The organism is Natrialba swarupiae (assembly GCF_008245225.1).
Classification (GTDB): Archaea; Halobacteriota; Halobacteria; order Halobacteriales; family Natrialbaceae; genus Natrarchaeobius; species Natrarchaeobius swarupiae.
Genome location: NZ_VTAW01000005.1, coordinates 58,979 through 80,964 on the forward strand (window position 1 = coordinate 58,979; position 21,986 = coordinate 80,964).

Annotated in this window: 20 protein-coding genes and 1 tRNA gene; 4 read left to right on the top strand and 17 right to left on the bottom strand. The window is 62.6% G+C overall.

Annotated features, from left to right (window positions below):
• On the top strand, positions 1-2,694 hold the full coding sequence (locus FYC77_RS05910) for an efflux RND transporter permease subunit (RefSeq protein ID WP_149080577.1): 2,694 nt from the start codon (positions 1-3) through the stop codon (positions 2,692-2,694).
• An 86-nt stretch (positions 2,695-2,780) separates the two neighbouring features.
• On the top strand, positions 2,781-3,875 hold the full coding sequence (locus FYC77_RS05915; RefSeq protein ID WP_149080578.1) for a hypothetical protein: 1,095 nt from the start codon (positions 2,781-2,783) through the stop codon (positions 3,873-3,875).
• A gap of 115 nt (positions 3,876-3,990) precedes the next feature.
• On the opposite strand, the gene FYC77_RS05920 is transcribed toward FYC77_RS05915, so the two are convergent.
• On the bottom strand, positions 3,991-4,782 hold the full coding sequence (locus tag FYC77_RS05920) for a VOC family protein (RefSeq protein ID WP_149080579.1): 792 nt from the start codon (positions 4,780-4,782) through the stop codon (positions 3,991-3,993).
• A gap of 83 nt (positions 4,783-4,865) precedes the next feature.
• Positions 4,866-6,236, bottom strand: coding sequence for an NrfD/PsrC family molybdoenzyme membrane anchor subunit (gene nrfD, locus FYC77_RS05925; RefSeq protein WP_149080580.1), 1,371 nt, complete (start codon positions 6,234-6,236; stop codon positions 4,866-4,868).
• A 189-nt stretch (positions 6,237-6,425) separates the two neighbouring features.
• On the opposite strand from nrfD, the gene FYC77_RS05930 reads away from it, so the two are divergent.
• Positions 6,426-7,055, top strand: a complete 630-nt coding sequence (locus tag FYC77_RS05930; protein WP_162354481.1) for a TetR/AcrR family transcriptional regulator — start codon at positions 6,426-6,428, stop codon at positions 7,053-7,055.
• A 41-nt stretch (positions 7,056-7,096) separates the two neighbouring features.
• On the opposite strand, the gene FYC77_RS05935 is transcribed toward FYC77_RS05930, so the two are convergent.
• The 15 genes from FYC77_RS05935 to FYC77_RS06000 form a co-directional block, all read right to left on the bottom strand.
• Positions 7,097-7,687, bottom strand: a complete 591-nt coding sequence (locus FYC77_RS05935) for a GNAT family N-acetyltransferase (RefSeq protein ID WP_238386798.1) — start codon at positions 7,685-7,687, stop codon at positions 7,097-7,099.
• 372 nt (positions 7,688-8,059) lie between these two features.
• On the bottom strand, positions 8,060-8,470 hold the full coding sequence (locus FYC77_RS05940) for a DUF192 domain-containing protein (RefSeq protein ID WP_338016484.1): 411 nt from the start codon (positions 8,468-8,470) through the stop codon (positions 8,060-8,062).
• A gap of 237 nt (positions 8,471-8,707) precedes the next feature.
• The gene (locus FYC77_RS21010; RefSeq protein ID WP_162354482.1) at positions 8,708-8,980 is read right to left on the bottom strand and encodes a HalOD1 output domain-containing protein; all 273 of its coding nucleotides are present in this window, start codon (positions 8,978-8,980) and stop codon (positions 8,708-8,710) included.
• Positions 8,981-9,027: 47 nt separating this feature from the next.
• Positions 9,028-11,301: a PAS domain-containing protein gene (locus tag FYC77_RS05945; protein WP_149080583.1), complete on the bottom strand. Its 2,274-nt coding sequence runs from the start codon at positions 11,299-11,301 to the stop codon at positions 9,028-9,030.
• A gap of 387 nt (positions 11,302-11,688) precedes the next feature.
• A tRNA-Ala gene (locus FYC77_RS05950) sits at positions 11,689-11,760 on the bottom strand.
• Positions 11,761-12,308: 548 nt separating this feature from the next.
• The gene (locus FYC77_RS05955; RefSeq protein WP_149080584.1) at positions 12,309-12,998 is read right to left on the bottom strand and encodes a rhomboid family intramembrane serine protease; all 690 of its coding nucleotides are present in this window, start codon (positions 12,996-12,998) and stop codon (positions 12,309-12,311) included.
• A gap of 224 nt (positions 12,999-13,222) precedes the next feature.
• Entirely contained in the window at positions 13,223-13,534 is a 312-nt protein-coding gene (gene rpsJ / locus FYC77_RS05960; protein ID WP_149080585.1) for a 30S ribosomal protein S10, read from the bottom strand.
• A complete protein-coding gene (gene tuf / locus FYC77_RS05965) occupies positions 13,535-14,797 on the bottom strand; it encodes a translation elongation factor EF-1 subunit alpha (protein WP_149080586.1) in 1,263 nt (420 codons plus the stop codon).
• 176 nt (positions 14,798-14,973) lie between these two features.
• Positions 14,974-15,213 (bottom strand): hypothetical protein, encoded by a 240-nt coding sequence (locus FYC77_RS05970; protein WP_149080587.1) that lies wholly within the window; start codon positions 15,211-15,213, stop codon positions 14,974-14,976.
• 171 nt (positions 15,214-15,384) lie between these two features.
• Positions 15,385-16,326 (bottom strand): homoserine dehydrogenase, encoded by a 942-nt coding sequence (locus tag FYC77_RS05975; RefSeq protein WP_149080588.1) that lies wholly within the window; start codon positions 16,324-16,326, stop codon positions 15,385-15,387.
• Positions 16,323-16,919, bottom strand: a complete 597-nt coding sequence (locus FYC77_RS05980) for an amino acid-binding protein (protein WP_202911782.1) — start codon at positions 16,917-16,919, stop codon at positions 16,323-16,325. Before FYC77_RS05980 ends, FYC77_RS05975 begins: the two co-directional genes overlap by 4 nt.
• A gap of 152 nt (positions 16,920-17,071) precedes the next feature.
• Positions 17,072-17,437, bottom strand: a complete 366-nt coding sequence (locus FYC77_RS05985) for a NifU family protein (protein ID WP_149080590.1) — start codon at positions 17,435-17,437, stop codon at positions 17,072-17,074.
• A gap of 99 nt (positions 17,438-17,536) precedes the next feature.
• Positions 17,537-19,102 (bottom strand): LVIVD repeat-containing protein, encoded by a 1,566-nt coding sequence (locus FYC77_RS05990; RefSeq protein WP_149080591.1) that lies wholly within the window; start codon positions 19,100-19,102, stop codon positions 17,537-17,539.
• Between the two features lie 161 nt (positions 19,103-19,263).
• Entirely contained in the window at positions 19,264-20,241 is a 978-nt protein-coding gene (locus FYC77_RS05995) for an ROK family protein (protein ID WP_149080592.1), read from the bottom strand.
• Positions 20,242-20,462: 221 nt separating this feature from the next.
• Positions 20,463-20,924, bottom strand: a complete 462-nt coding sequence (locus FYC77_RS06000) for a universal stress protein (RefSeq protein WP_149080593.1) — start codon at positions 20,922-20,924, stop codon at positions 20,463-20,465.
• 120 nt (positions 20,925-21,044) lie between these two features.
• On the opposite strand from FYC77_RS06000, the gene FYC77_RS06005 reads away from it, so the two are divergent.
• Positions 21,045-21,785, top strand: coding sequence for an SDR family NAD(P)-dependent oxidoreductase (locus FYC77_RS06005; RefSeq protein ID WP_149080594.1), 741 nt, complete (start codon positions 21,045-21,047; stop codon positions 21,783-21,785).
• The last annotated feature ends 201 nt before the right edge of the window (positions 21,786-21,986 follow it).

The following is a 21,986-nucleotide window of genomic DNA, read 5'->3' on the forward strand; positions in this document are numbered from 1 at the left end:
ATGACCGACTCCGACCGTTCGATCCAAAGCGACAGCGATTCGGGCGATCGATCCCCCGAGACGGATCCACAGCACCGGTCCCCGAAGCGGTCCGGTGGTCGGTGGGACCGCCTCGACCCTCGTCGTCTGCTCCGTTCGCTCCGCGGAGAGGGGGGCGATTCCTCGAGCCGTGGCGATCGCGAACCCGGCGGTTCGGCCCGTGTCGACCGGGATAGCTCCGCGACCGATACCGACACTGACCCCATCACCCGCCGCATCAACACCGTCGTCACGAACCGGCCGTGGACGGTCGTCGTCGTCTTCGTGCTCCTGACGGGCGTCTTCCTCGGCGGAGCCCTCGTTGGCGGCGGCGACCAGGAGGCCGGCACCGACCAGTTCACCGAGGATTCGGAGGCCCAACAGGCGTTCGACGACATGCAGGAGAACTTCGCCGACAACAGCCGAGACACCGGCGGAGACTCGGCGCAGTTGTTCGTCGAGGACGACCGAAACGTCCTCTCGAAGCCGAGCCTGTTACGGATGCTCGAGTTCCAGGATCGGGTCGAAAACGAGGGTGGACTGCGCGTCGAGTCGACGACGAGTCCGGCGTCGTTGACCGCCCAGCAGATCGATCCGACGGCCGAGACACCCGAGGAACAGTATCGGGTCATCGATCGCGCCTCCCAGCGCGAGATCGACGCCGCGATCGCAGCCGCCGACGAGCAAGCGGGACTGCCCGTGAGCACGGACTTTACGCGGAAGTCGGCGTCCGCCAGCGTCGCACAGATCGCGGTCACCTACGACACGGCGCCGATGGCGGATACGAGTGACAACGCACACCTCCAGTTCCAGACCCAGGAGATCGCGAACGACATCGACGGCTTCGACACCGACGAGAACGTCGTCATCTTCGCGGACGCGATCTTCGACGAGGAGATCCTCCAGTTGCTCGGCGACACCGCCATCGTCGTCTTCCCCGCGGCGATCATCCTGATCATGTTCTTCCTGATCGTCGCCTACCGGGATCCGATCGACCTCGGGCTCGGCGTCGCCGCGCTCGTGATGACGCTGATCTGGACGTTCGGCTTCATGGGATTCGCGAGAATCCCGTTCTCGGACTCGCTGATCACCGTCTTCCCGCTGTTGCTCGCGGTCGGGATCGACTTCGGCATCCACATCATCAACCGGTATCGCGAGGAGCGGGCCACCGGTAGGTCGATCGAGCAGTCGATGGGGATTACGACGAACCAGCTCACGGCGGCTCTGTTGATCGTCACCATCACGACGGTCTTCAGCTTCGCCGCGAACATGGTCAGCGAGATAAACCGGGAGTTCGGACTCGTCGCCGCGGCGGGAATCGTCTTCACCTTCCTGCTGTTCGGCGTCTTTCTTCCCGCCGGGAAGGTCGGTTGCGACCGCCTCCGCGAGGGGACGCGGTTCCCCGAGTTCGGCACCTCGCCACTCGGCAGAGAGGACTCGTTTCTCGGCGATGTCCTCCCGATCGGCGTCAAGATCGCCCGCGCCGCACCCGCCGTGTTCCTCGTCGCGATGCTCGTCGTCGGCGGAAGCGCCGCCGTGTACGGAACCGGCGTCGACACCGAGTTCGACCAGGAAGCCTTCTTCCCCGATGAGGATCGGATCGAACAGTACGAATCCCTCCCCGGACCGCTCGCTCCCGGCGAGTACACCTTCATGCAGGTCCTTGACCACATGGAGGAGGACTTCGAGATGAGTCTCGACGGGACCGTGACCATATACGTCGAGGACAACGATCTCCGGTCCGACGGCGCGCTCCGGGAGATCGATCGGTCGCTCCAGGATCCGCCCGACGCGTTCCAGACCGACGGGCGCCAGGCCGACGCCGACAGCATCCTCTCGGTCATCGACTCCCAGCGCGCAGCCGATCCCGACTTCGCGAGGACCGTCGAACGCTACGACTCGAGCGGCGACGGGATCCCGGACCGGGACGTCGACGTCGTCTACGACGACCTGTTCGCCACCGACGCCGGTGCCGAGAACCGGCTGACGACCGACCGGAGCGCGACGCGCATCGACATCCCGATCGACGTCGACGCCGAACAGGACGAAGCCGTCGCCGACGGCCGCCAGATTGCCTCCGAGATAGAGATGGATGCGACGGCGACCGGCCAACTGGTCATCTTCGAGGCGGTGATCGACGAGATGACCGACGCCGCCGTCCAGAGTCTCTTCGCGGCATTTCTCCTCACGACGGTCTTCCTGATCCTCTCCTACTGGTGGCTCGAGGGCCGGGCGATCTACGGGGTGCTCAACCTCGTTCCGGTCCTGTTGTCGGTGGCGTTGCTCGCGGGGTCGATGCGGTTTTTCGACATTCCGCTTACGCCGATCAATGCGCCGATCCTCTCGGTGTCGATCGGACTCGGCGTCGACTACACGGTCCACTTCATGCACCGGTTCGTCGACGAGTACGAGGAGGGCAACGATGCCCACGACGCGTTGCTCGTCACGGTCCGGGGGACCGGCGGCGCGCTCACCGGCAGTATGCTCACGACGGTCTGTGGGCTCGGCGTGTTGTACTTCGCGTTGATCCCGCTGATCATGGAGTTCGGGATGTTGCTCGCACTCGGCGTCTTCTACGCCTGGCTCTGTTCGATCCTCGTCCTCCCCTCGACGGTCGTCGTCTGGGACCGCCTCGAGAACGAACACGCAACGACCGATCATCTTCCGTGGGCCTGATCGAAATCGCTCGATTCAGACGTTTTCACCCCAACACCGTAGGCAATAGCCTACAGTTTTTATACGATAGTGCGGGTCGAATTAATATGGGCGTAAACCGCCGCGGTGTGCTCGGAGTAGTCGGAACGATGGCGACGACGTCGACCAGTCTCGTCTCGGGCTGTCTGGACACGGCCGAACTCGACGACAGCGACAGTCGCGGCACCGACAGTCGCGGGTACGAACGATGGATGCAACCGGACCACGGCAGGATCGACTTCGAGTACGTCGGCTGGGACTCGGTGAGGCCACTCGGGGACGTCACCGCTGGCTTCAGGAACGCGATGATCGGCGGGACTGTCGATAGGGATCTGGCTCGGGAAGCGTTTGACTTCGTTCCCAAGCGGCCGATACGCACCCTCCAGATGCTTCCCCACGGGGTGGGTGTCGGGCTGTTTGGCACCGGGCTGGAAGGGATCGCGTACACCGCAGACGGGGCGAACGAGGGAACAGTCGAGTTCGGAGACGATTTCGGGGACGTCGAAGTCGAGATTCGATCGTTCGAGTCGACGGTCGACGGGCTGTTGCGAGTCGACGACGCGATGATTATCACGGGCGAATTCGACGTTGCGGAGGTCGGCGAGAGGATAACCGACGACCCAAGCGACACGTCCGACGCAAAAGTCGAGTACGAACGCACGGACGATATCGGCGATTACGAGTGTTACGAGGTGGTCGATAGCAGCTATCCCCTGGCGTCATCTCAAGAGCTACTCGCGGTCAGCGAGGAGGCGATCATCGGCAGTCAGTTTATCGACGCCGACAGCCGGGATGGGGTTCGAGAATCCGTCGGTGCAGTCGCCGAATCCGACGGGACGGCAATCGACGAGGAACTCGAGTTCCTCCTCGAGACCGCCCGACGCGGAGACGTCGTCGTCGGAAGTTACGACCACGCGAAGTCCGCCGAGTTCCGGAACGGCGAGGACTGGATGGAGGAGACGAACAGCATCGTTATCTCACTCGAGTCGACGGATTCGACGGTCACGAACGGAGCGTTCGCCGCAACGTTCGACGACCTCGACGACGAGACCGAAGCGGTGCTCGAATCCGATCTCGACACCGCCGACGGCGACGGCGACGTCGGTTTCGACGACGACCGAGTAACGGCATCCGTCGTGTGGGACGAACCCGTCCTGGAGTGAGGGCGTTCGAACCGTCGGTTTCAGTTGCTCGAGACCGGACGGTCGGGGACGACACAAAACGCGAGATTGGGGACGGCCGTGACTCGTACCCGGTCGGAAGCGCCTTCGGACGGCGTCAGAACGGGAACAACGACTCTGCGTCGGGGTCGCGCTCGAGCAGTTCGATCTCGTGGCCGTCCTGATCTTTCGTAAAGGCGTACATCTGGTCGTTACTCTCGGGGTCACGATAGTCCGCTGCCTCGCGGATCAGCAGCTGGTCCCAGTCTTCTTCGAGGTCGTCGACGCGGACACAGAGATGTCCCCAGGCGTCGCCCATCTCGTAACTCCGGCCGTCGTAGTTGTAGGTGAGTTCGACGGCCATCTCTTCGTCGGCTGCCCCGTCGGGTTTCACGAAGTAATTCGAGAACGTGTCGGCCTCCCAGCGGCCGGTGTGTTCGTACTCGAACTTGCGCGTCCAGAAGCCAAGGGCCTCGTCGGCGTCCTCGACGCGGATCATCGTGTGATCGATCGACCACTCCGCACCGTAATCGCGTTTGACGATCTCGATCTCGTGGCCGTCCGGATCCGTGACGAACGCGTAGTTGTAGTCACAGGACTCGGGATCGCGGTAGTCCTCGACGCCGTCGTCCATCAGTTGCTGGTAGCGCTCCTCGAGTTCGTCTTCGGGAACGCGGACGGCGATATGCCCCCAGGCGTCGCCGACCTCGAGGTCGTCTGCGCCCTCGTTGTGGGTCAACTCGAGCATCGCGCCGTCCTCGTGCATGTCTTCCGGCCCGAGGTAGACGATGGTGAAGCCGTCACCCTCGTACCGATCTTTCTCCTCGTACCCGAGGTGGGTCTGGTACCACTCGAGAGACTCGTCCAGGTCAGTCACGCGAAGCATCACGTGGTCGAGCGTTCCGTCCATGGCCGAGGACACGCGCGCTCGAGCCAAAAACGTGGCGAAGCCGATGGTCTGGGGGCGGCGCAGTCCGGCCGAACGGGCGAGAGTTACGATTCTTCGTGTTGGGCAGACCCATCCTCCTGGAGGTGTTCGACGGCGTGGAGTTCGACGACCGGAACGAGTTTCGAGACGATTAGGAAAAACAGTGAAACCAGCCCAACGGTGCCGACCAGCGAGAGGAGTTCGATCGCACTCGGGAAGTACTCCCCCGGCGTTCCCTCGTAGATGCTAAACGTCGGATACCAAAAGCCCGAGAGGACGAAGTACGTCTTCTCGACGAGCGTCGCCATCAGCACGAACACACTGGCGACGATCGCCCGAATCTTGCTAAACAGCGACGGGCGGAGCACCGTCGCGAAGATGAACGCGAGGACGGTGACGACCATCAGCATCGGGACGACGTACATCGGGTGCGAGAACTTCGAGTCGGTCGCAGCCGCGTGATCGACGGTCGGTGCGAAGCTGCCTGCGGTGAGCTGCTGGAGCTGGAGCCAGAGGAACAGCAGACAGAAGAAGCCGAGCCACAACAGGAGACCGCGAAAGATGTCGTCGGTGATGATGTGATCCCAGTCGTACGCCCGACGGAACGCGTACGAAACCAGGATCACACCGCTGATCGCCGACGTCAGCGCGATCGTCAGAAACTGCGGTCCCTGGACCGCACCGAACCAGCTCGGATAGTTCGGCAGGACGGCGAATAGCCACGGAATCACGCCACCGTGGAGCAACAGCGGCGCCATGATGATGATCGCGAGTGCGACCCACCAGACCATCCGCTCTATCACTTCGTCCTCTCTCTCGGTGTAGCCGAGAGTCAACACGTCGTAGACCGTCCCGTAGAGGTCCGGAAGCTGAACGCCGCCGACCTGTGGCGCGAACGATGGAAGTTGGTCACGCAGCCGCGTGATGTCGTACCGGAGCGTCAGCCCGAGGTAGGTCGCCGTCAACACGAAATACGCCGTGATGACGGTCACGTCCCACACCAGCGGCGAGTTGTTCACCGTGATGTGGTAGTGGCCGAGGATACTCGTGACCATCCGGTCGGGTCGACCCATGTGAACGAGAATGTAGAAACCGGCGGCGGAGAGTCCGGCCAGCGTCAGCATCTCCGCGAGTCGGGCGACCGGCATGTACCGGTCCATGCCCAGCAGACAGACCGCTGCGGAGAGGATGATCCCGCCGTGAGCGATTCCGACCCACCAGATCATCGCGCCGATATAGAGTCCCCACGTAACGCCGCCACCGCTGCCCCAGTCGGAGAGGCCGGTGACGATTAGTCCCTGCTGGAGCTGATACGCCCACGCGACGAGCCACGCGAGCAGAGCGATCGACGCGAGACAGAACGCGAGGTAGAACGCCCCCGTCGTCCGCCGAGTCGGACGCAGGATGTCCTCCCGGCGTGGAACCTTGCTGCTCATCGGCGACGCATCCTCCCCCTCGAGTCGGGCGTAAACCTCGAGTCATCGATGAGTCGCGATTCGATCGGGGGGACAAACTCAGTTGTCCTCGACTGAACGAACGTTCGGTACATGACTGAACGAACATTCGGTCTGTTCTTAAGTGTTCGGATTGCCTTTATATTCGAGTCGACCGAACAGTCGGTCAGGATGACCACGTTCGACGAACCGTTTGCCGAGCCGGAGGCGAGTACGGACGAGATTTTCAGGGCGACGTACCTCGTCCTCCGGGATCACGGCTACGTCGGAGTATCGATCCAGCGCATCGCCGACCGGACCTCGCTGAGCAAGTCGACGATCTACTACCACTTCGACGACAAGTACGACCTCCTCATGCAGTTCTCCGAGGAGTTGCTCACCTGGTACATCGACCGACTGTTACTCGAGCGCGAGGGGAACGCCCGGGAGAGTCTCGATCGATTGCTCGATCTCGTCTTTCTGGGCGAGACCGACGACGGCGTCACCTTCGAGGAGGTGTTCGCGCCAGGGTACGTCGCGACGATCATGGAGATGCGCGCCCAGGCGATCCGAAATCCCGAGATGCGTGAGTACGTCAGTCGGACCGACGAGGTGATCCGCGAGCGGATCGCGACGTTACTCGAGGCCGGAATTGAGGACGGCTCCGTCCGCGAGACGGAGACCGAAGCGACCGCCGCGTTCCTGTTTCTCCTCCTCGAGGGGGCGCTCATCCTCCGGCTGTGCGAGGACGACGCCGACTGGCTGGAAGACGCCCGAGCGGCTATGGACCCCTATCTGGCGGGGTTGGCTCCCGACCGGTAATCGAGCCGAACGAGCGATCGAGAGCAGCGGACCGAACCCGATCACGCGCCGTCGGAATCGCCGGACGTATCGGCCCACTCGGCACGCAGGAGGCCGTACCACACCTCGTCGACGTACTCGCCGTCGACGACGGCGACCTCCCGTCGTCGTCCTTCCCGGACGAATCCGAGTGTCTCGAGTACGCGCTGTGATCCCTCGTTCGGCGCGAGGGCCTTCCCCTCGAGGCGGTGTAATCGAAGTTCGGTGAAGGCGTACTCGACGATCAGGTCCGCGGCTTCGGTCGCGTACCCGTTGTGGCAGTGGTCGGGCCCGATCACGAACCCGAGGTTCCCCCATCCCCGTGTCTCGTCGAGTGGGACCAGTCGAATTCGGCCCACGGGGTCGCCGTCGACACAGATCAGGAGGTCCACACGGCCACTCGAGACGCCGTCGTCCGCCCACTCCTCGTACTCCGTCCGGGAGGTTGGGTAGCGAAATTCGTCGATGTACCGGCGGATCTCGGTGTGGTTCATCCACCGCCTGACGGCCTCGATGTCCTCGGATTCGATCGTTCGCAGTTCGACTCGCTCGCCGGCGAGGAACAACGCGCCGGGCACTCTACCGCTCTCCTGCTCGAGGCGAATCCGGTTCACACGTCGGGGTCAATCCATCCGTCCGTTCGGTCGAGAGACAACGGTGCTCGAGGGATTCACGGATGTCGGCGTCGGTTCTCGCGGTTCTGTGAGTCAGTTCTCCGGTGTTGCAGTTCGATAACATGCTGTCGTCGTCGCTGGATATTCGAAGGCGATCCGAGCGAGAAAGCGAGGGAGCATCGCGGCCGGGGTTGCCGAGTGAGGCTCGACTACCTCGAAGACACGACACTGGTCGCTCTCCCTGGGACCCGCCGACGCCAACCGGAGAGAGCGACCATCGTATGCTGAACAGCTTCTGTCCGTTACTTAACGATTTCTATTGCGACGGGTCGCGGATTCGCGCCGTTCACACCGGCGATCCCTTCGCCAATTCTACCGAGCGAACCGCAGGACGTCCCCCTCCTCGACATCGGGATCTGCGGTCCACTCGCAGACGGTCTCCAGTACGTACTGTCCGCGCCCGGGAGACGTGTGCTCGAGTCCGTCCTCGTCCGGCCCGGGTTCCGGCGCGTGGTGAACCTCCGTGATGACGCCCTCATCGTCGGCGAAGACGATGTCGATCCCGAACGACATCTCCGGCATGACGAACGTGCGCTCGCCCACGTCGTCGTAGACGAACAGCATCGCACACGTCTCGGGCAACGACTCGGTGTCACTCGGCCCGAGTTGTTTCCGTTCGGGCGTGTCGGCGACCGCCGCCGACACCGAACCCAGTTTTTCGCCGCCCGGCGTCGGTACCCGAACCTCGGTCGATCCGTACGCTTCGTTGCATCGGTCGAACACTCGACGCCCGTCGAATCGGGACGCTCCACCGACTGTTCGCCGCGGTCGAGATAGCCTGCGAGTCCGACACCGAGAGTCGCGGCGACTCTCGAGAGAACGGCCCGCCGGTTCGACGCGTCGGATCGGGCCCCATCTCGAAAGCCACCGACGACGACCAGGCTACTATATAGGTCGACTGCTGCGCGAAATCGACACCCACCGCATGAGTTCGCTCGGCAGTTCTGGTTTGACACGCGTTTAGGGGTTACATCGAACCGTGATGGACACACCGGAGCCAACGATCAGGACGTCGATTCCGTCGTATTCGAACTGGACCGTCACCGCTTCGGTGGCCCCGAGTAACTGATCGAGTGCTTCCGGTTCGGTGTAATCCGCGAGCGGGGAAAGGTCGGTCGGACATTTGCCAGTAGCTTGAGAGACTGTCTTTATAACTGCTACCGTCGGTGAACAGTTCTCTACATTGAACTGGCGAGAGTTCCAGGATTCGTCGTCCCAAACGGAGCCGGCCATATATGCTAATCTAGAGATTGTTGAAAAAGTATCCCCCGTCTGACTCGTCAGATGAGGGGGTCCTCGGGCTCTTCGAAGAGGATTTCGAACACCGTTTCTTCGGCGTTTCGCAAGTGGTAGTGAAATGTTTGTTTTGTAACACCGATATTGTCTGCCAGCTCTTCGCCGGTGCTCGAGCGCGGCTGTTCGAAGTAACTGCTGAAATACGCGAGTTGCAGTGCCGTCTTTTGTTTCTCCGTTAGGTTTTCGTCGACGATCTGTCTGAGATACTGTGGCGTCAAAATGCGTTGCTGTGAGACGAGTTCGATATCTGGGAACGCGTCGCGGAGCCCGCTCGTAACCTGTTCGGGGTCGACATCGTCTGGAAATTCTCCGACGATCTCCACTGCGTTGTCGTCTATCGATGCCGTTCGAAGTTTTCCACCCTGTGACGCAAAGACGCTGCTCATCGATTTTGCTCCAGCAGACACTTCACACCGAGCCAGCCCATCGACGGTACTTAGGAGGCGAACGTCCAGTTTCGGATCGTGCTGATCGACCGCGTCCCGGAAAGAGTCGACGAAATCGTCGTTCACGTGCCAGTACTCGATGAATCTATTCTCGTCTGTATCGAGCGGGACGACCGTTTCGAGTGTTAGTTCGATGTCCTCGTCTCCGTGGTGAGCGAATGGGTCCGCGAGTTTCTCCGAGCGGAACGTGAGTTCGAGGGCGGAGTCAAGCATCTCTTTCCGCTCGATTGCGTAGAAGACGTAGCCGACGACCTCACCCAACTGTTCTATGATTTCGCGTTCGTCTCGGCCAAACGCATTCGTCCGAGTGGAGTGGAGCCCCAGTACGCCAAACTGTGTGTTGCCGTAGACGAGCGGCACCGCCATGAACGAATTGAACTCGCCTTCTCTGGCTACGTCACGCCACGGTTCGAAATTCGGGCTGTCGTCTACGTCTCGACAGACGCGTACCGTTCCTGTTTCGAACGTCGCTCGTATCGGACTCTGTTCGAGAGGGTGCAGTAATTCGACCAACCGTTCAGAATGCGTACCGCTACTGTCGTCGTCTCGCTTGGTTCGGAGGCGAACTTCCTCCGTATGCGGATCTGCGTCAGCGATCCAGGCGCATACATACGAATTCGATTCGATGAGTTTGTCACAGGTTACCCCCTCGATCTCGTCTCGAGTCGACTGCTGAATTACCGCGTCGGTAATCTCTCGGACAACCGTGTTGAGGTTGTTCAGTGCTTCCAGATGCTCTCGCTGCGTTTGTAGTTCTCGTTCTCGAGCGTTTTTCTCGGTGATATCCCGCCCGATACCAACGAGACCGATTAGCTCGCCTTCGGGGTCGGTCAGCCGTGCTCCAGTTAACTCGTACGGTATGCGGTCTCCTGCTTTCGTTAGTAGTTCGGCTTCGACGACGCTTCCACCGGTCTTCATCGTCTCTTCGATGGCGTCAGAGACGCGATCTGTTTGGTCGTCCGGAAAGAAATCCATGGCCTCCATGTCAGCGATCTCTTCGCTCGAATAGCCGAGAATTTCGGCCATTCGGCTGTTCCACCGACGAATCTCGCCCCCAGTGCCGACGACGTAGAAGATGTCGGTGAGCGTATCGAGCGCTTTCTCGATAAAATCACGTTCACGCCGGAGTTCTCGTGTCAACTTTTCGCGCCTGGTGATATCACGACCCTCCGGAAGGAGGTGGGTAACCTCACCGTCCCCGTTGGTGATAGGCCTGACAGTGAAATCAATCGTGGCTTCTCGGTCCCCGCCTTGGATGCGGATTTCGTCCTGAAACAGCTCGCCACGTCGAGCCGTCTCGACCGCGTTGCGTGCAGCCGTTTGTGCGTCTTGATTCTCCTGAACCCAGTAGGAGTTCCAGAGACGTTTGCCTATTACGTTCTCTCGATCGAGGTCTCCAAACTCGAGTGCGGTATCGTTTACCTCGACGATTGTTCCCTGTAGATCTAGCAGTCCAACGAACGTATACGTATTATCGAAGATCGCCTCGAACTGTTGGGCGCGGTGTTTGAGATCTGAAACGTCTCGGACGTATATCGAGAGGCCGTTTTCCGTCGGATACACCCGCACGTCGTACCAGGTGTCGTGTGGAGGATAGTACGTTTCGAGTGTACTCGGTTCACGTTCGTCCATCGCCGTCCGTAGGGCGTCGGCAAGCTCCGCCTGCTCGAGTTCGGGAAAGATCTCCCAGACGCATTCACCCCTCAACTCCTCACCGGGGTGACCAGCCAGTCGCGCGCCTCCCTCGCTGACGTAACCGTATCGCCAGTCAGTGGTGACCTCGAAGAACCCGTCGACGCCGTCCTCGATCATGGGAGTATCTCTACGACAGAGTCTCTCTTTCACTCTTTCCCCAATTACTTTGGAGAAAAGATGTTATACAAAAATAACCTATCAGCCCCCTATCAAACACAATCCGTATAGCTTCGACCGAAACAGTACACGTAGGACCCAGAACGAGTTACCGCCATCAATTATACATAATAGCACTTGCACAGAATCCAATACGTCGGTTGACAGAACGGGCAACCCAAACCGCTCGGAGCAAACGAAAGCGGTTTGTCGAACGTTGCTCACCCATTTTGATAGGCCGTGAGACCGTTAGCTCAGCGGGAATGCGTTCGCCGGGATTGAGCAAACGCGAAGCGGTTGCGATGTTTGGCGAGTCCACGACTGAACGAGCGAAGCGACGTGAAGGAGTGGACTCGCCGGGATTTGAACCCGGGGCCTCTTCCTTGCGAAGGAAGCGATCTGCCACTGATCTACGAGCCCTCGACCACTTCTAACTCCGGTTTGTATTTGTAGCTTGTGTTTCAACGACGGCGTGCGGGGCTTTCTCGAGATCCGAGCGGTCGGGTCGTTCGAGCGGGGTTTCCTACACTCGAGCGTCAGGTTATCGACTGATTCCTCGCGGAACGTCGCGAGCTCGATCCTCGCGTTCGCGTTCACCGGGGACGTGTTTGTCGCTCGTGAGCCAAGCCAAGACAGCAGCGAACGGGGGCCACAACTGAACGTTCCCGGAGAACTGTGCCCAATCAGAGTGAACGAACGTATTCGTCGCATGGTAAAGACTTGTCCGTTCCGGATGCCGTTTACCGCGAGAACGGCACACATCGCAGCGACGCCGGTGGCGGTCCACGGAACGTACGGTACTATCTTTGGCTCGAGCGTTTTCGTGTGGCTCAACGCCCCATCGGTGACAGCTCGATAGCGACGGCGGTTCCGACGGGATTGTGACGAGAATACAGACTGCAATACGCTTGCGGTCGGCGCTACCGAACCGGCGGCTGTGACCTAGCTGATGATTTCGGATCGGGAGATCAGACCGCCCGTCGATCGGTGGTCGACTTCGATCGAACGGATAAGAGCCGAGTACGACCCGCGATCAACCCGAGCAGAAATCCGACGAAATGTGCGACGAGCGCCGTTCGGGGTGCAGCGGTCGCGATCGTAACTGTGGCGGCGAGTGCGACGAAAACGACGACCGCAAGCCAGCGTGGAACGTCGACGAACGTCGCTAGACCGGCGGAGAGTCGGTTCGAGGCGACGAGATATCCCAGGAGGGCGAACACCGCACCGCTGGCACCGAGGACGCCCAGCGACGGCGTGACGGGGAGCATCGGGACCGACGCGGCGAACGCCGTCAGGACGATCTGGGAGACACCCGCGATCGATCCCGTGAGCAGGAAGAACGTGTGAAATCGCAACCGTGTCGTCGCTCGAGCGACCGGCCAGCCGAAGACGATGAGCGCGAGGCTGTTCGAGAGGAGGTGCCAGAGGCCGCCGTGGGCGTAGACACTCGTCACGATGGTCCACGGGTTGTGCTCTACTGGTGGACTGAGCACGAACAGTCCACCCATCACGCCCGCGAGTGTGGCGATCCCCTGGAGGACGTAGACCACGGCGAAGACCACCAGCAGTTCGAAGATCGGACTCGAGGAGCCCGACCCCGGCTGGTCGGCCGACGGCTGTCGAGTTCGAACACTCGAGTTCGACGACGACCGGTCCATACCGCTACTGCGACGGCGAACGCCAAAAGTCCCCGTGACCTCGCTACGTGCGGAGTTCGATCGAGTGCAGCGGCGCTACAGAGAACGGTAGCAGCCTCGAGAAAACGTGAAAATCCGTGCGAACCGGCGATCGTGATCGGCCTCATACGGTCTGCAGTCCGTCAGTTCCGGCACGACCGCGACCGTCTTGTGGTCGGACCGGCAAATCGGGACCGCAATTCGTCTCAGTTGTCCTCGAGGACGATCTCGATCGAGACGTCGTTTGGCACCTGAATGCGCATGAGCTGTCGGAGTGCGCGTTCGTCGGCGTCCAGATCGATCAGGCGCTTGTGGACGCGCATCTCCCAGTGCTCCCACGTCGCAGTGCCTTCGCCGTCAGGTGACTTTCGGGTCGGCACCTCGAGGGTCTTGGTCGGCAGCGGAATCGGACCGCTCAGGTTGACGCCGGTGTTGTTCGCGATCTCGCGGACGTCGTCGCAGATGTCGTCCAAGTCCTCTGGACTCGTACCCGCGAGTCGAACGCGTGCCTGCTGCATTTATTTCTCGTTGACCTCGAGGACCTTGCCGGCCGCGATGGTCTGACCCATGTCGCGGATGGCGAAGCTCCCGAGTTCGGGGATCTCGCTGGACGGCTCGATGCTGAGGGGCTTCTGTGGTCGGATGGTGACCACGGCAGCGTCGCCCGACTGGATGAAGTCGGGGTTCTCCTCGGCGACCTCGCCGCTTGCTGGATCCATCTTCTTGTCGATGGACTCGATCGTACAGGCGACCTGCGAGGTGTGGGCGTGGAAGACCGGCGTGTAGCCGGCCGTGATCACGGACGGGTGCTGCATGACGACGACCTGTGCCTGGAACGTCTCGGCGACGCTTGGTGGGTCGTCGGCTGGGCCACAGACGTCACCGCGGCGGATGTCGTCCTTGCCGATGCCGCGGACGTTGAATCCGACGTTGTCACCGGGTTCTGCTTTTGGCACCTCTTCGTGGTGCATTTCGATCGTCTTCACTTCGCCGCCCACGTCGCTGGGCTGGAAGGAGACGTTGTCGCCGATGTTCATGACACCGGTCTCGATACGTCCGACTGGGACGGTACCGATACCGGAGATCGTGTAGACGTCCTGGATCGGGAGTCGAAGCGGCGCGTCCGTCGGTGGCTCCGGCTCCGGCAGGTCGTTGAGTGCCTCGAGCAGAATTTCGCCGTCGTACCAGCCCGTGTTGTCGGAGGCCTCGGCGATGTTGTCGCCTTCGAACGCCGAAATCGGGATGAACGAGGCGTCCTCGGTGTTGAACTGAACCTGCTTGAGCAGCTGAGTGACTTCCTCGACGACCTCGTTGTAGGTGTCTTCCTTGTAGTCGACGATGTCCATCTTGTTGATGCCGATGATGAGCTCGTCGATACCCAGGGTGCGGGCCAGGAAGACGTGCTCCTGGGTCTGGGGTGCGACGCCGTCGTCAGCAGCGACGACGAGGACCGCGTTGTCGGCCTGGCTCGCGCCAGTGATCATGTTCTTGACGAAGTCGCGGTGGCCAGGACAGTCGACGATGGTGAAGTCGTAGGCGTCCGTCGAGAACTCCTGGTGGGCGATGTCGATGGTGACACCGCGTTCGCGCTCTTCGGCGAGGTTGTCCATGACGTAGGCGAACTCGAAGCCGCCTTTGCCCTTCTCTTCTGCTTCCTCGCGGTGCTGTTCGATGACGTGCTCGGGTACGCTCCCCGTCTCGTAGAGGAGTCGTCCCACGAGCGTACTCTTCCCGTGGTCGACGTGGCCGATGATGGCCAGGTTCTGGTGTTGTTCGCTCATTGTTGTAGCTCACGCGCAGAGGCGCTTATATCGGTCTTGTTCGCCCGTTGCGGTTAAAACCATTTCGAAAGCTCGTTCAGTCGAACCCGGTGCCCTCTTGCGGTTTGTGTTTGTTTCACACGGATTGGATCTCTGCGTTCGTCGCCTCCGTGGCCCCGAGTAGTGGGGCAGTTCGGTTATTCCGTGACGACGAGATAGCCACCGACGGCGGCGAAGGCGAGCGACAATATCGTGACTACGGTGTCCATCCAGCCGGCCAGTCCGGAAATCGAACTGCTGGCGAGGATGAGTGCGACCGAGACGAACAGACACGACAGACCGATCGCGTTCCGGCGGCGTTCGCGTCGCCAGGCGTTGATTACGCCGGCCGCGAGCAGAACGAACGCGATCACGTAAATTATCGTGATACTCTCCATACGAGTGGTGGTAGGGGCTGTTGTAAATCGTTTCCGGCGTAACCGCGACCGTCTGTGGGCCACCGAGATCGTCCACCCACCCCGCAGAGAAACGACGGCGTGAAACGCATCCGACTGGGTCGTACTGCGAGAAACAGTCCGCAGACGACCGCCCCGGACCGTCCGGACGACCTACTCGAGTCGGCCGACGTCCGAGAGCACGGCAGTTGCGGTTTCGGGACCGCCTGCGCCACGGCCACTCGAGTGGAGCGAGCCGGCGTGGCGGGTCTCGATCTGGACGATGTTTCGCGTCCCGGAGACGGCCAGTGCGCCGTTTTCGGGGACGAGTCGGGGGCCGACACGGACGCCCTCGCGGGTTGCCTCGCCGATGAGTCGGATCGTCCGGCCGTCCTCGGCGGCGAGGTCGAGTGCGCTTCCCGGCACGTTCTGAATGCCATCGACGGCCGCGTCGGAAAGCGAGAAGCCGCCGTCGGCGAGCACGTTCGAGAGGATGACGAACTTGAGCGCGGCATCGGTGCCGTCGACGTCGAACGTCGGGTCAGCCTCCGCGACGCCTAAGTCCTGGGCCTCCGCGAGGACGTGCTCATAATCGAGCCCCTCGGCGGCCATCCGAGTCAGGATGAAGTTCGCAGTGCCGTTTAAGACGCCGCGAACGGCCGTCACGGCCTGTGGGGTCTCGTCTTCGATCGTCGATAGCACCGGAATCGCGCCGCCGACGGTCGCCTCGAAGCGGACCGATCCCGCACTGTCGGACTCGAGTGCCCGGAGCTCGTCGTAGCGTTCGGCGACCGGGCCCTTGTTCGCCAGGACGACGTGGCGGTCGGCCTCAAGGGCGCGTCTCGCGTGTGAGAAGCCGGGTTTGGCGTCGTCGAGCGTGGTTGGGGTGGCCTCGACGAGCGCGTCGTAGTCCGTCTCGAAGACGTCCTCGGGCGCGCCGGAGCCGACGGGCTCACCGCCGGCTTTGCGCTCGAGTGCTCGTTCGACGTCGATGCCGGCGTCGTCCGCGACGGCGCTTTTCGAGTCCGCGAGCGCGACGACGTCGTGGCCGTACTCGCCGGCGAGGTCGGCGACCGAACGGCCGACGGCACCGGCACCGAGGATCGCGAGTTTCACGCCGTCTCACCTCCCAGAAGCGGCTCGACGACGGTGAGTTCCTTGTCGGAGCCGATCGATCGAATCGCTCCCAGCGCCGCGTCGGCGCGTCCGGAGTCGATCGCGAGGCGAATGCGGGCGCTGGCGACGCCCTCGGTTCCCTCGGGTGCGGCCAACGAGAGGTCGATGACGACGGCGTCGACCTCGTCTTCGATCCGTGAGAGCGTATCGGAGAGATCGGTCTCAACGAGTTGCCCGACGAGCACGACGCTTACCTCCTCGCCGTAGTGTTCGGCGCCAGCCTGGATGACGTTGACGCCTGCATCCCGTAACGCGTCGACGATTCCGTCGAATCGGTCCGGCGGACACTCGAGGTCGACCTCGACCGGGATGTGTCCGCGCGGAGTGATGTTTCCACGCTCGTGGTGGATACTCAGGAGATTGCCGCCGTTGTCGGCAATCGGGGCGAGCGCGCGGAGCAGTTCGCCCGGTTCGTCGACCAGTTCGAGCCGGACTGTGTAGGCGCGAACGCCGCCGTCCGTCTCGGGTTCGTCCGCGGATTCGTCTGCGGCATCCTCGATGGATTCGACGGGTTCCTCAGCGTCGTCAACCATCGTCATCACCTCCTGCTTTGGGGCATCCACGCGTCCTCATTGTGTACGACTCCGCAATTGACGCGTAAAAGCATATAGGCGTTCCCAAAACTGTCCGCCCGTGTCAACTATCACCACTCGGCCGCCGTCGCGTTTGATCCGCGGCTGGACGTTCACAGATGGTCTTTGCCGGGGTTCGACGATCCCCAGTCGCCGCGTCCCCCTTCCGTGCGATCGACCCCCATGATCGACTCGGCCTGGTCCGGGCCGCCGAGGCTCTCGCGGGCATCGGGGACGCGGACGGTGATCTCCTCGATCTCGGGCCAGGTGAGAAGTTCGGCCTCGATGTTGTTCGTCGTGATGTCGCTGACCGAACATCCCTTGCAGCCGCCGCCGAGTTCGATGATGACCTCGCCGGTCTCGGGATCGGCTTCCCGGACCGCACTCGTCCCCCCGTGCATCTGAATGATCGGCATCTCGCGGCTGAGCCACGTCTCGACCCGCTCGCGAAGCGTCGAGTCGGTGTCGGATTCGGTCATTGGTCTTCGTACGGACTCGAGCGGTGAATAGGTTTGGTCACGCGACCGAAATCGTCAGGAACGACCCTTATAGACCCTGGAAGCGGTGACGAGCGTCGATCACGGCCGGCCCCGATCGTTCTCCCGAGGACGGCGTCGAAACCACTCGAGAGCGGCGACCCCACCGACGAGTCCGACCGTCCCGCCGGCGGTGAACCCAGGCGTCCGATCCACGCCGCCGGACGCGCCGTCGTCTTCCGCATTGCTGCTCGCTTCGGCCGAGCCGTCGGTACTGTTTGTCGACGCTCCGGTGCCGTCGGATCCGCTGCCGTTCGACGATTCGTTTTCGCCAGCGCCGGTATCGTCCTCGAACTCGAGGGCGTCGAGGTCCGTAAGCGACGGCTGGTCGGCTTGCTCGCCGGTCCGGATCGGGAACGTGTAGAGTGCGCCGTCGGTCAGCCCGTGGGGAATCGCGGGCGTCGAACTCGCCACGAACGTCTCGCCGGGGTCGGCGACGCGTGCCGTCCAGAACGCCGCCGTCTCGGGATCGCGCCAGGAGGCGCGTTCCGTCGGCTCGGCAGGGTCGCTCACGTCGTGGATCGTCACGCCCCCCTGGTACCACGAGGCGTAGAGGTCGCCGTCGCGAAGCTCGAAGTTGTGGGCGGTCGTCCACAGCGGCCCGTAGTAGCGCTCGTCGGCGGCCCGCGGCGCGTCGATCGTCGCCCGAAACGCCGGCTCGGTGGGGTCGCTCACGTCGTAGAGATCGATCCCGCCCGGTCCGTCGGGCTCGTCGCCGCCGGTCGCCCACGCCTCCCGGCCGACCGCGAGGAGGTCGCCCGTCTCGTCGACCGCGGCGTAGTGGTCGTTGCCCGGAAGCCCCAGCCGGGCGTCCCGGTCGTCGTCCATCTCGCGTTGGGACTCGAGGTCGGTATCGCTGACGTGTGAGAGATACTCGGGCTCGGCGGGGTCGCCCACGTCGAGCAGGTAGGTACCGGCGTTCCAGTGAGCGAGGTACGCGACGTCGTCGTGGACGTAGACGTCGTGGAGGTATCGTGCGAGCCAGTCGACGTCGCGCCAGCCGGGTTCACGCTCGAGAAGCGACCAGCGACCGATCTCCTCGACGACCTCGCCCCCGACGTCGTAGACGACCAGCGGGTTCTCGTCGGTATCGTTCGCGACGACGTACAGCACCTCGCCGTCGAGATAGCAGTTGTGGATGTGGGTGCCGGTCTCGTACGGTTCGCCGATCGCTCTCGGATCGGCGGGATCGCTCACGTCGTACCGGAGGAACCCGTGGAAAAACTCGTCGGAGCCGCGGTTCGCCGGCCCCGGGACGATCAGCATCTCGTCGTCGACTTTGACGTCGAGGATCTGGAGAACCGGCGCGCCGTCGACGTCGATGGCACGTTCCTCCGCGAGGAGTTCGGGTTCCTCGGAGTCGCTCACGTCGACGATCGCAAAGCCGGTCGTCGCGGCGAGGTACGCGACCGCGCCGTCGTCGCCGAGGACGGCTTCGGCGGCCCCCTCGACGGAGACGCGACCAAGCGGTTCGTAGGATTCCTGGGCCGACGCGAGCGTCGACCGGTCGGACGGTCCCGCCGATCGACCGGCTGCACTCGTCGATGCTGGGACGGTCAGGCCGAGCGAGGTGACGCCGCTCGTTTGGAGAAACGATCTGCGCCGCATACCCATCCCAGGTGACCAGCGAATAAATAGCGACGGGGTCGTTCTGCCGGAGAGTGTCGGTGCGGCTATCCGACAACTCGAGGAGCGTGTGCGAGCGTGAGGGATGGCCAGTGACTCGAGGAGCGTGTGCGAGCGTGAGGAGTGGCGAGCCGAACCGTGGCTCAGCCCCTGAGTCGTCGACGATCGCCCGTCCCCTTCGTCATCGCGCTCGCGAGTGCTCCTTCGAGGACGACGTCGTCGCCGAGGTCGGTCACCCGAATCTCCGGGACGTTCGACATCACCATCTCGGAAACGCGCTCGCGGATCGGGTCGACGACCAGTTCCTCGTTGTGGAGTGCAACGGCGCCGCCGAAGGAGATGACGATCGGTGCGAACGAGTGGACGACGTTGGCGACGCCGATCGCGTTCCAGTGGGCGAGCTGGTCGATCACGTAGTCGGCTAGTTCGTCGTCGCCTGCGAGTTCGAAGACGTCCCTCGCGGTGAAATCCGGGCCCTCGAGCGGGAGTCCGGTCGATATCGTCGGGTCGTCCTCGGCGAGCAGTCGGGCGTAGTCGGGGATGGCGTTGCCCGAGCAGTACGCCTCCCAGTGGCCGTCGTGGCCACAGCCACAGGTCAGCCGGCCGCGCGGGTCGACGACGCAGTGACCGACCTCGCCGGCGTTCCCGTCCCAGCCGTCGATGATCTCGCCGTCACAACAGACGCCAGCACCGATCCCCGAGGAGATGGTGATGTAGACCATGTCGTCGGGGTTGCGACTCGCGTGGAACCGTTCGCCGATGACGCCCGCGTTCGTGTCGTTGTGAAGGTAGACCTCGTCGCTGTCGACCAGCTTCTCGATGGGACCGGTCAGCGGGATGCGATCGATCGAATCCGGCAGGTTCGCGGGGTCGATCACGGCTCCCTCCGCGAGGTCGAAGGGACCGATCGAGCCGATTCCCGCGGCGACGATCTCCTCGGGATCGACGCCGGCGTCGACACAGGCCGCTCGAAGCGTCTCGAGGACGCCTTCCGTCACGTCGATCCCCGTCGGGCCACGCGGCGTAGCGTTGCGACTTCGGCCGATCGTCGTTCCCTCGTCGTCACCGACGACGGCCCGCACGTTCGTCGCGCCGAGATCGACGCCCGCATAGTAGACCATGCTACCTGAAAGACGTCCGTCGCGACACTTAACTGCACATATTGTACTCGCCGACGAGTTTAGATTTCCTCGAACGACCGACCGGCGTCTCGGACCGTCGTCGCCGGCCACCACGGCGACACTCGTGACTGTCCTGTGGGGGCGTCGGGTCGGGACGCACGAACCCCAAAATGTGGGGGCGGTCGACTGCTGGCGTCACAACCTGCAGTCGACGCCTGGTACTACTCCGCTTCGCTGCTCCGGACGAACGTCACCGGACAGGGTGCCGACAGCAACACCTCCTGTGCGGTGGATCCAAACACCGCCTTCCCGGTCGGCGATCGGCGGCGGCCGCCGACGACGACCCGATCCGCATCGACGTCGGTCGCGACATCGACGATCGTCGGACCGTGTTCGCCGACCGCGCCCTGAATCCGGTACTCGACGCCGCGGTCGTCGAAGACCGAACGGAGGTTTCGAACCGTCGAGTGGCGCGCTGCGACCTCGTCCGGATCGATCTCGTCGTTGTCGACGTCGAACTCGAGTTGCGTGAGCACTTCGTCGTACTCCGAGTCGGTGAAGACGTGTGCGAGGACGACCGTCGCATCGGTGGGTGCCGCGACCTCGACGACCGCTTCGGCCAGTTCGTCGCTCCGTTCCGCGTCGCCGGGTCCGATCGCGAGTAGGATTGTTTCCAGTGTCATGGGTCGGCTATCGCCCGGGTCCTACTTAAATTCAGGACTTTTTTCGAACAGTCGAAGTCCGAAACCGGTCGGAGAGTCCGGTTCCGAGCGATTTTTCGGCACAGTTCTCGAGGAATCCGTATGAACGGACCTGACCTCGAGGGGCGAACGGTCCTCGTCACGGGAAGCGCGAGAGGCGTCGGGCGCGAACTACTGTTGGCGACCGCCGACTGCGGCGCGAAGACCGCGGTCCACTACCACACGAGCGCCGACGCGGCCAGTCGAGTCGCCGACGAGGCGGCCGACCGTGGCGCGTCGGAGACGACGACGGTCCAGGGAGATGTCACCGATCCCGAGAGCGTCGACGGCCTCTTCGCGGCCGTCGAGTCGGAACTGGACTCCGTCGACGTTCTCGTGAACAACGTCGGAGAGTTCGCACCCGAACACTGGGAGGAGACGGATTTCGATCGGTGGAACCGGGTACTCGAGACGAACCTGAACGGAACGTACCTCTGTTCGAAACGTGCGCTGCCCGCGATGCGCGAACGCGAGTTCGGACGGATCGTCAACGTCGGCTACGCCTCCTCGGAGAAGGGACTAGTGAGCCCGAAGAACTTCCCGTATTTCGCCGCGAAAGCGGGCGTCCTGATGTTCACGCGAATGCTCGCGGCGGACACGCAAGACGACGGAATCACGGTCAACGCGATCTCACCGTACGTCGTCGAGAACTCCGCGGAGTTTCCCGACGAGTTGCCTCGAAACCGTCCCGCGAGTTTCGAGGATTTGATCCGTCCGCTGTACTTCTTCCTCGACCCCGACAACGAGTACGTCAGCGGAGAGAACATCGAAGTCGACGGCGGCTGGCTCCCCGAAGACGTCTGATACGGACCGCTGTCCCGGTCTCCCGGTTTGACCCCAAGACGTGCCGTATTCGTACCGGAGCTAACGACATGAATATCGGTTGATATTAACCGCGAGAGAGTGAAAGGCAACTCCGGAGAAAAGCTAAACATACATTGGTACGAACGCCAAGTCGTACGCAATGAACGAGCCTGGATTCCAGACGGCAATGGACCAGGAAGC

Excerpts from the sequence above, each read along its gene's own strand:
- rpsJ (WP_149080585.1), bottom strand. The coding sequence starts at position 13,534 with ATGCAGCAGGCACGCGTTCGACTCGCGGGTACGAGTCCAGAGGACTTG.
- FYC77_RS05915 (WP_149080578.1), top strand. The coding sequence starts at position 2,781 with ATGGGCGTAAACCGCCGCGGTGTGCTCGGAGTAGTCGGAACGATGGCG.
- FYC77_RS05995 (WP_149080592.1), bottom strand. The coding sequence starts at position 20,241 with ATGGTCTACTATGCGGGCGTCGATCTCGGCGCGACGAACGTGCGGGCC.
- FYC77_RS05910 (WP_149080577.1), top strand. The coding sequence starts at position 1 with ATGACCGACTCCGACCGTTCGATCCAAAGCGACAGCGATTCGGGCGAT.
- FYC77_RS05930 (WP_162354481.1), top strand. The coding sequence starts at position 6,426 with ATGACCACGTTCGACGAACCGTTTGCCGAGCCGGAGGCGAGTACGGAC.
- FYC77_RS05990 (WP_149080591.1), bottom strand. The coding sequence starts at position 19,102 with ATGCGGCGCAGATCGTTTCTCCAAACGAGCGGCGTCACCTCGCTCGGC.
- FYC77_RS05970 (WP_149080587.1), bottom strand. The coding sequence starts at position 15,213 with ATGGAGAGTATCACGATAATTTACGTGATCGCGTTCGTTCTGCTCGCG.
- FYC77_RS21010 (WP_162354482.1), bottom strand. The coding sequence starts at position 8,980 with ATGGCCGGCTCCGTTTGGGACGACGAATCCTGGAACTCTCGCCAGTTC.
- FYC77_RS05985 (WP_149080590.1), bottom strand. The coding sequence starts at position 17,437 with ATGACCGAATCCGACACCGACTCGACGCTTCGCGAGCGGGTCGAGACG.
- FYC77_RS06005 (WP_149080594.1), top strand. The coding sequence starts at position 21,045 with ATGAACGGACCTGACCTCGAGGGGCGAACGGTCCTCGTCACGGGAAGC.
- FYC77_RS05980 (WP_202911782.1), bottom strand. The coding sequence starts at position 16,919 with ATGGTTGACGACGCTGAGGAACCCGTCGAATCCATCGAGGATGCCGCA.
- nrfD (WP_149080580.1), bottom strand. The coding sequence starts at position 6,236 with ATGAGCAGCAAGGTTCCACGCCGGGAGGACATCCTGCGTCCGACTCGG.
- FYC77_RS05955 (WP_149080584.1), bottom strand. The coding sequence starts at position 12,998 with ATGGACCGGTCGTCGTCGAACTCGAGTGTTCGAACTCGACAGCCGTCG.
- FYC77_RS05945 (WP_149080583.1), bottom strand. The coding sequence starts at position 11,301 with ATGATCGAGGACGGCGTCGACGGGTTCTTCGAGGTCACCACTGACTGG.
- tuf (WP_149080586.1), bottom strand. The coding sequence starts at position 14,797 with ATGAGCGAACAACACCAGAACCTGGCCATCATCGGCCACGTCGACCAC.
- FYC77_RS06000 (WP_149080593.1), bottom strand. The coding sequence starts at position 20,924 with ATGACACTGGAAACAATCCTACTCGCGATCGGACCCGGCGACGCGGAA.
- FYC77_RS05920 (WP_149080579.1), bottom strand. The coding sequence starts at position 4,782 with ATGGACGGAACGCTCGACCACGTGATGCTTCGCGTGACTGACCTGGAC.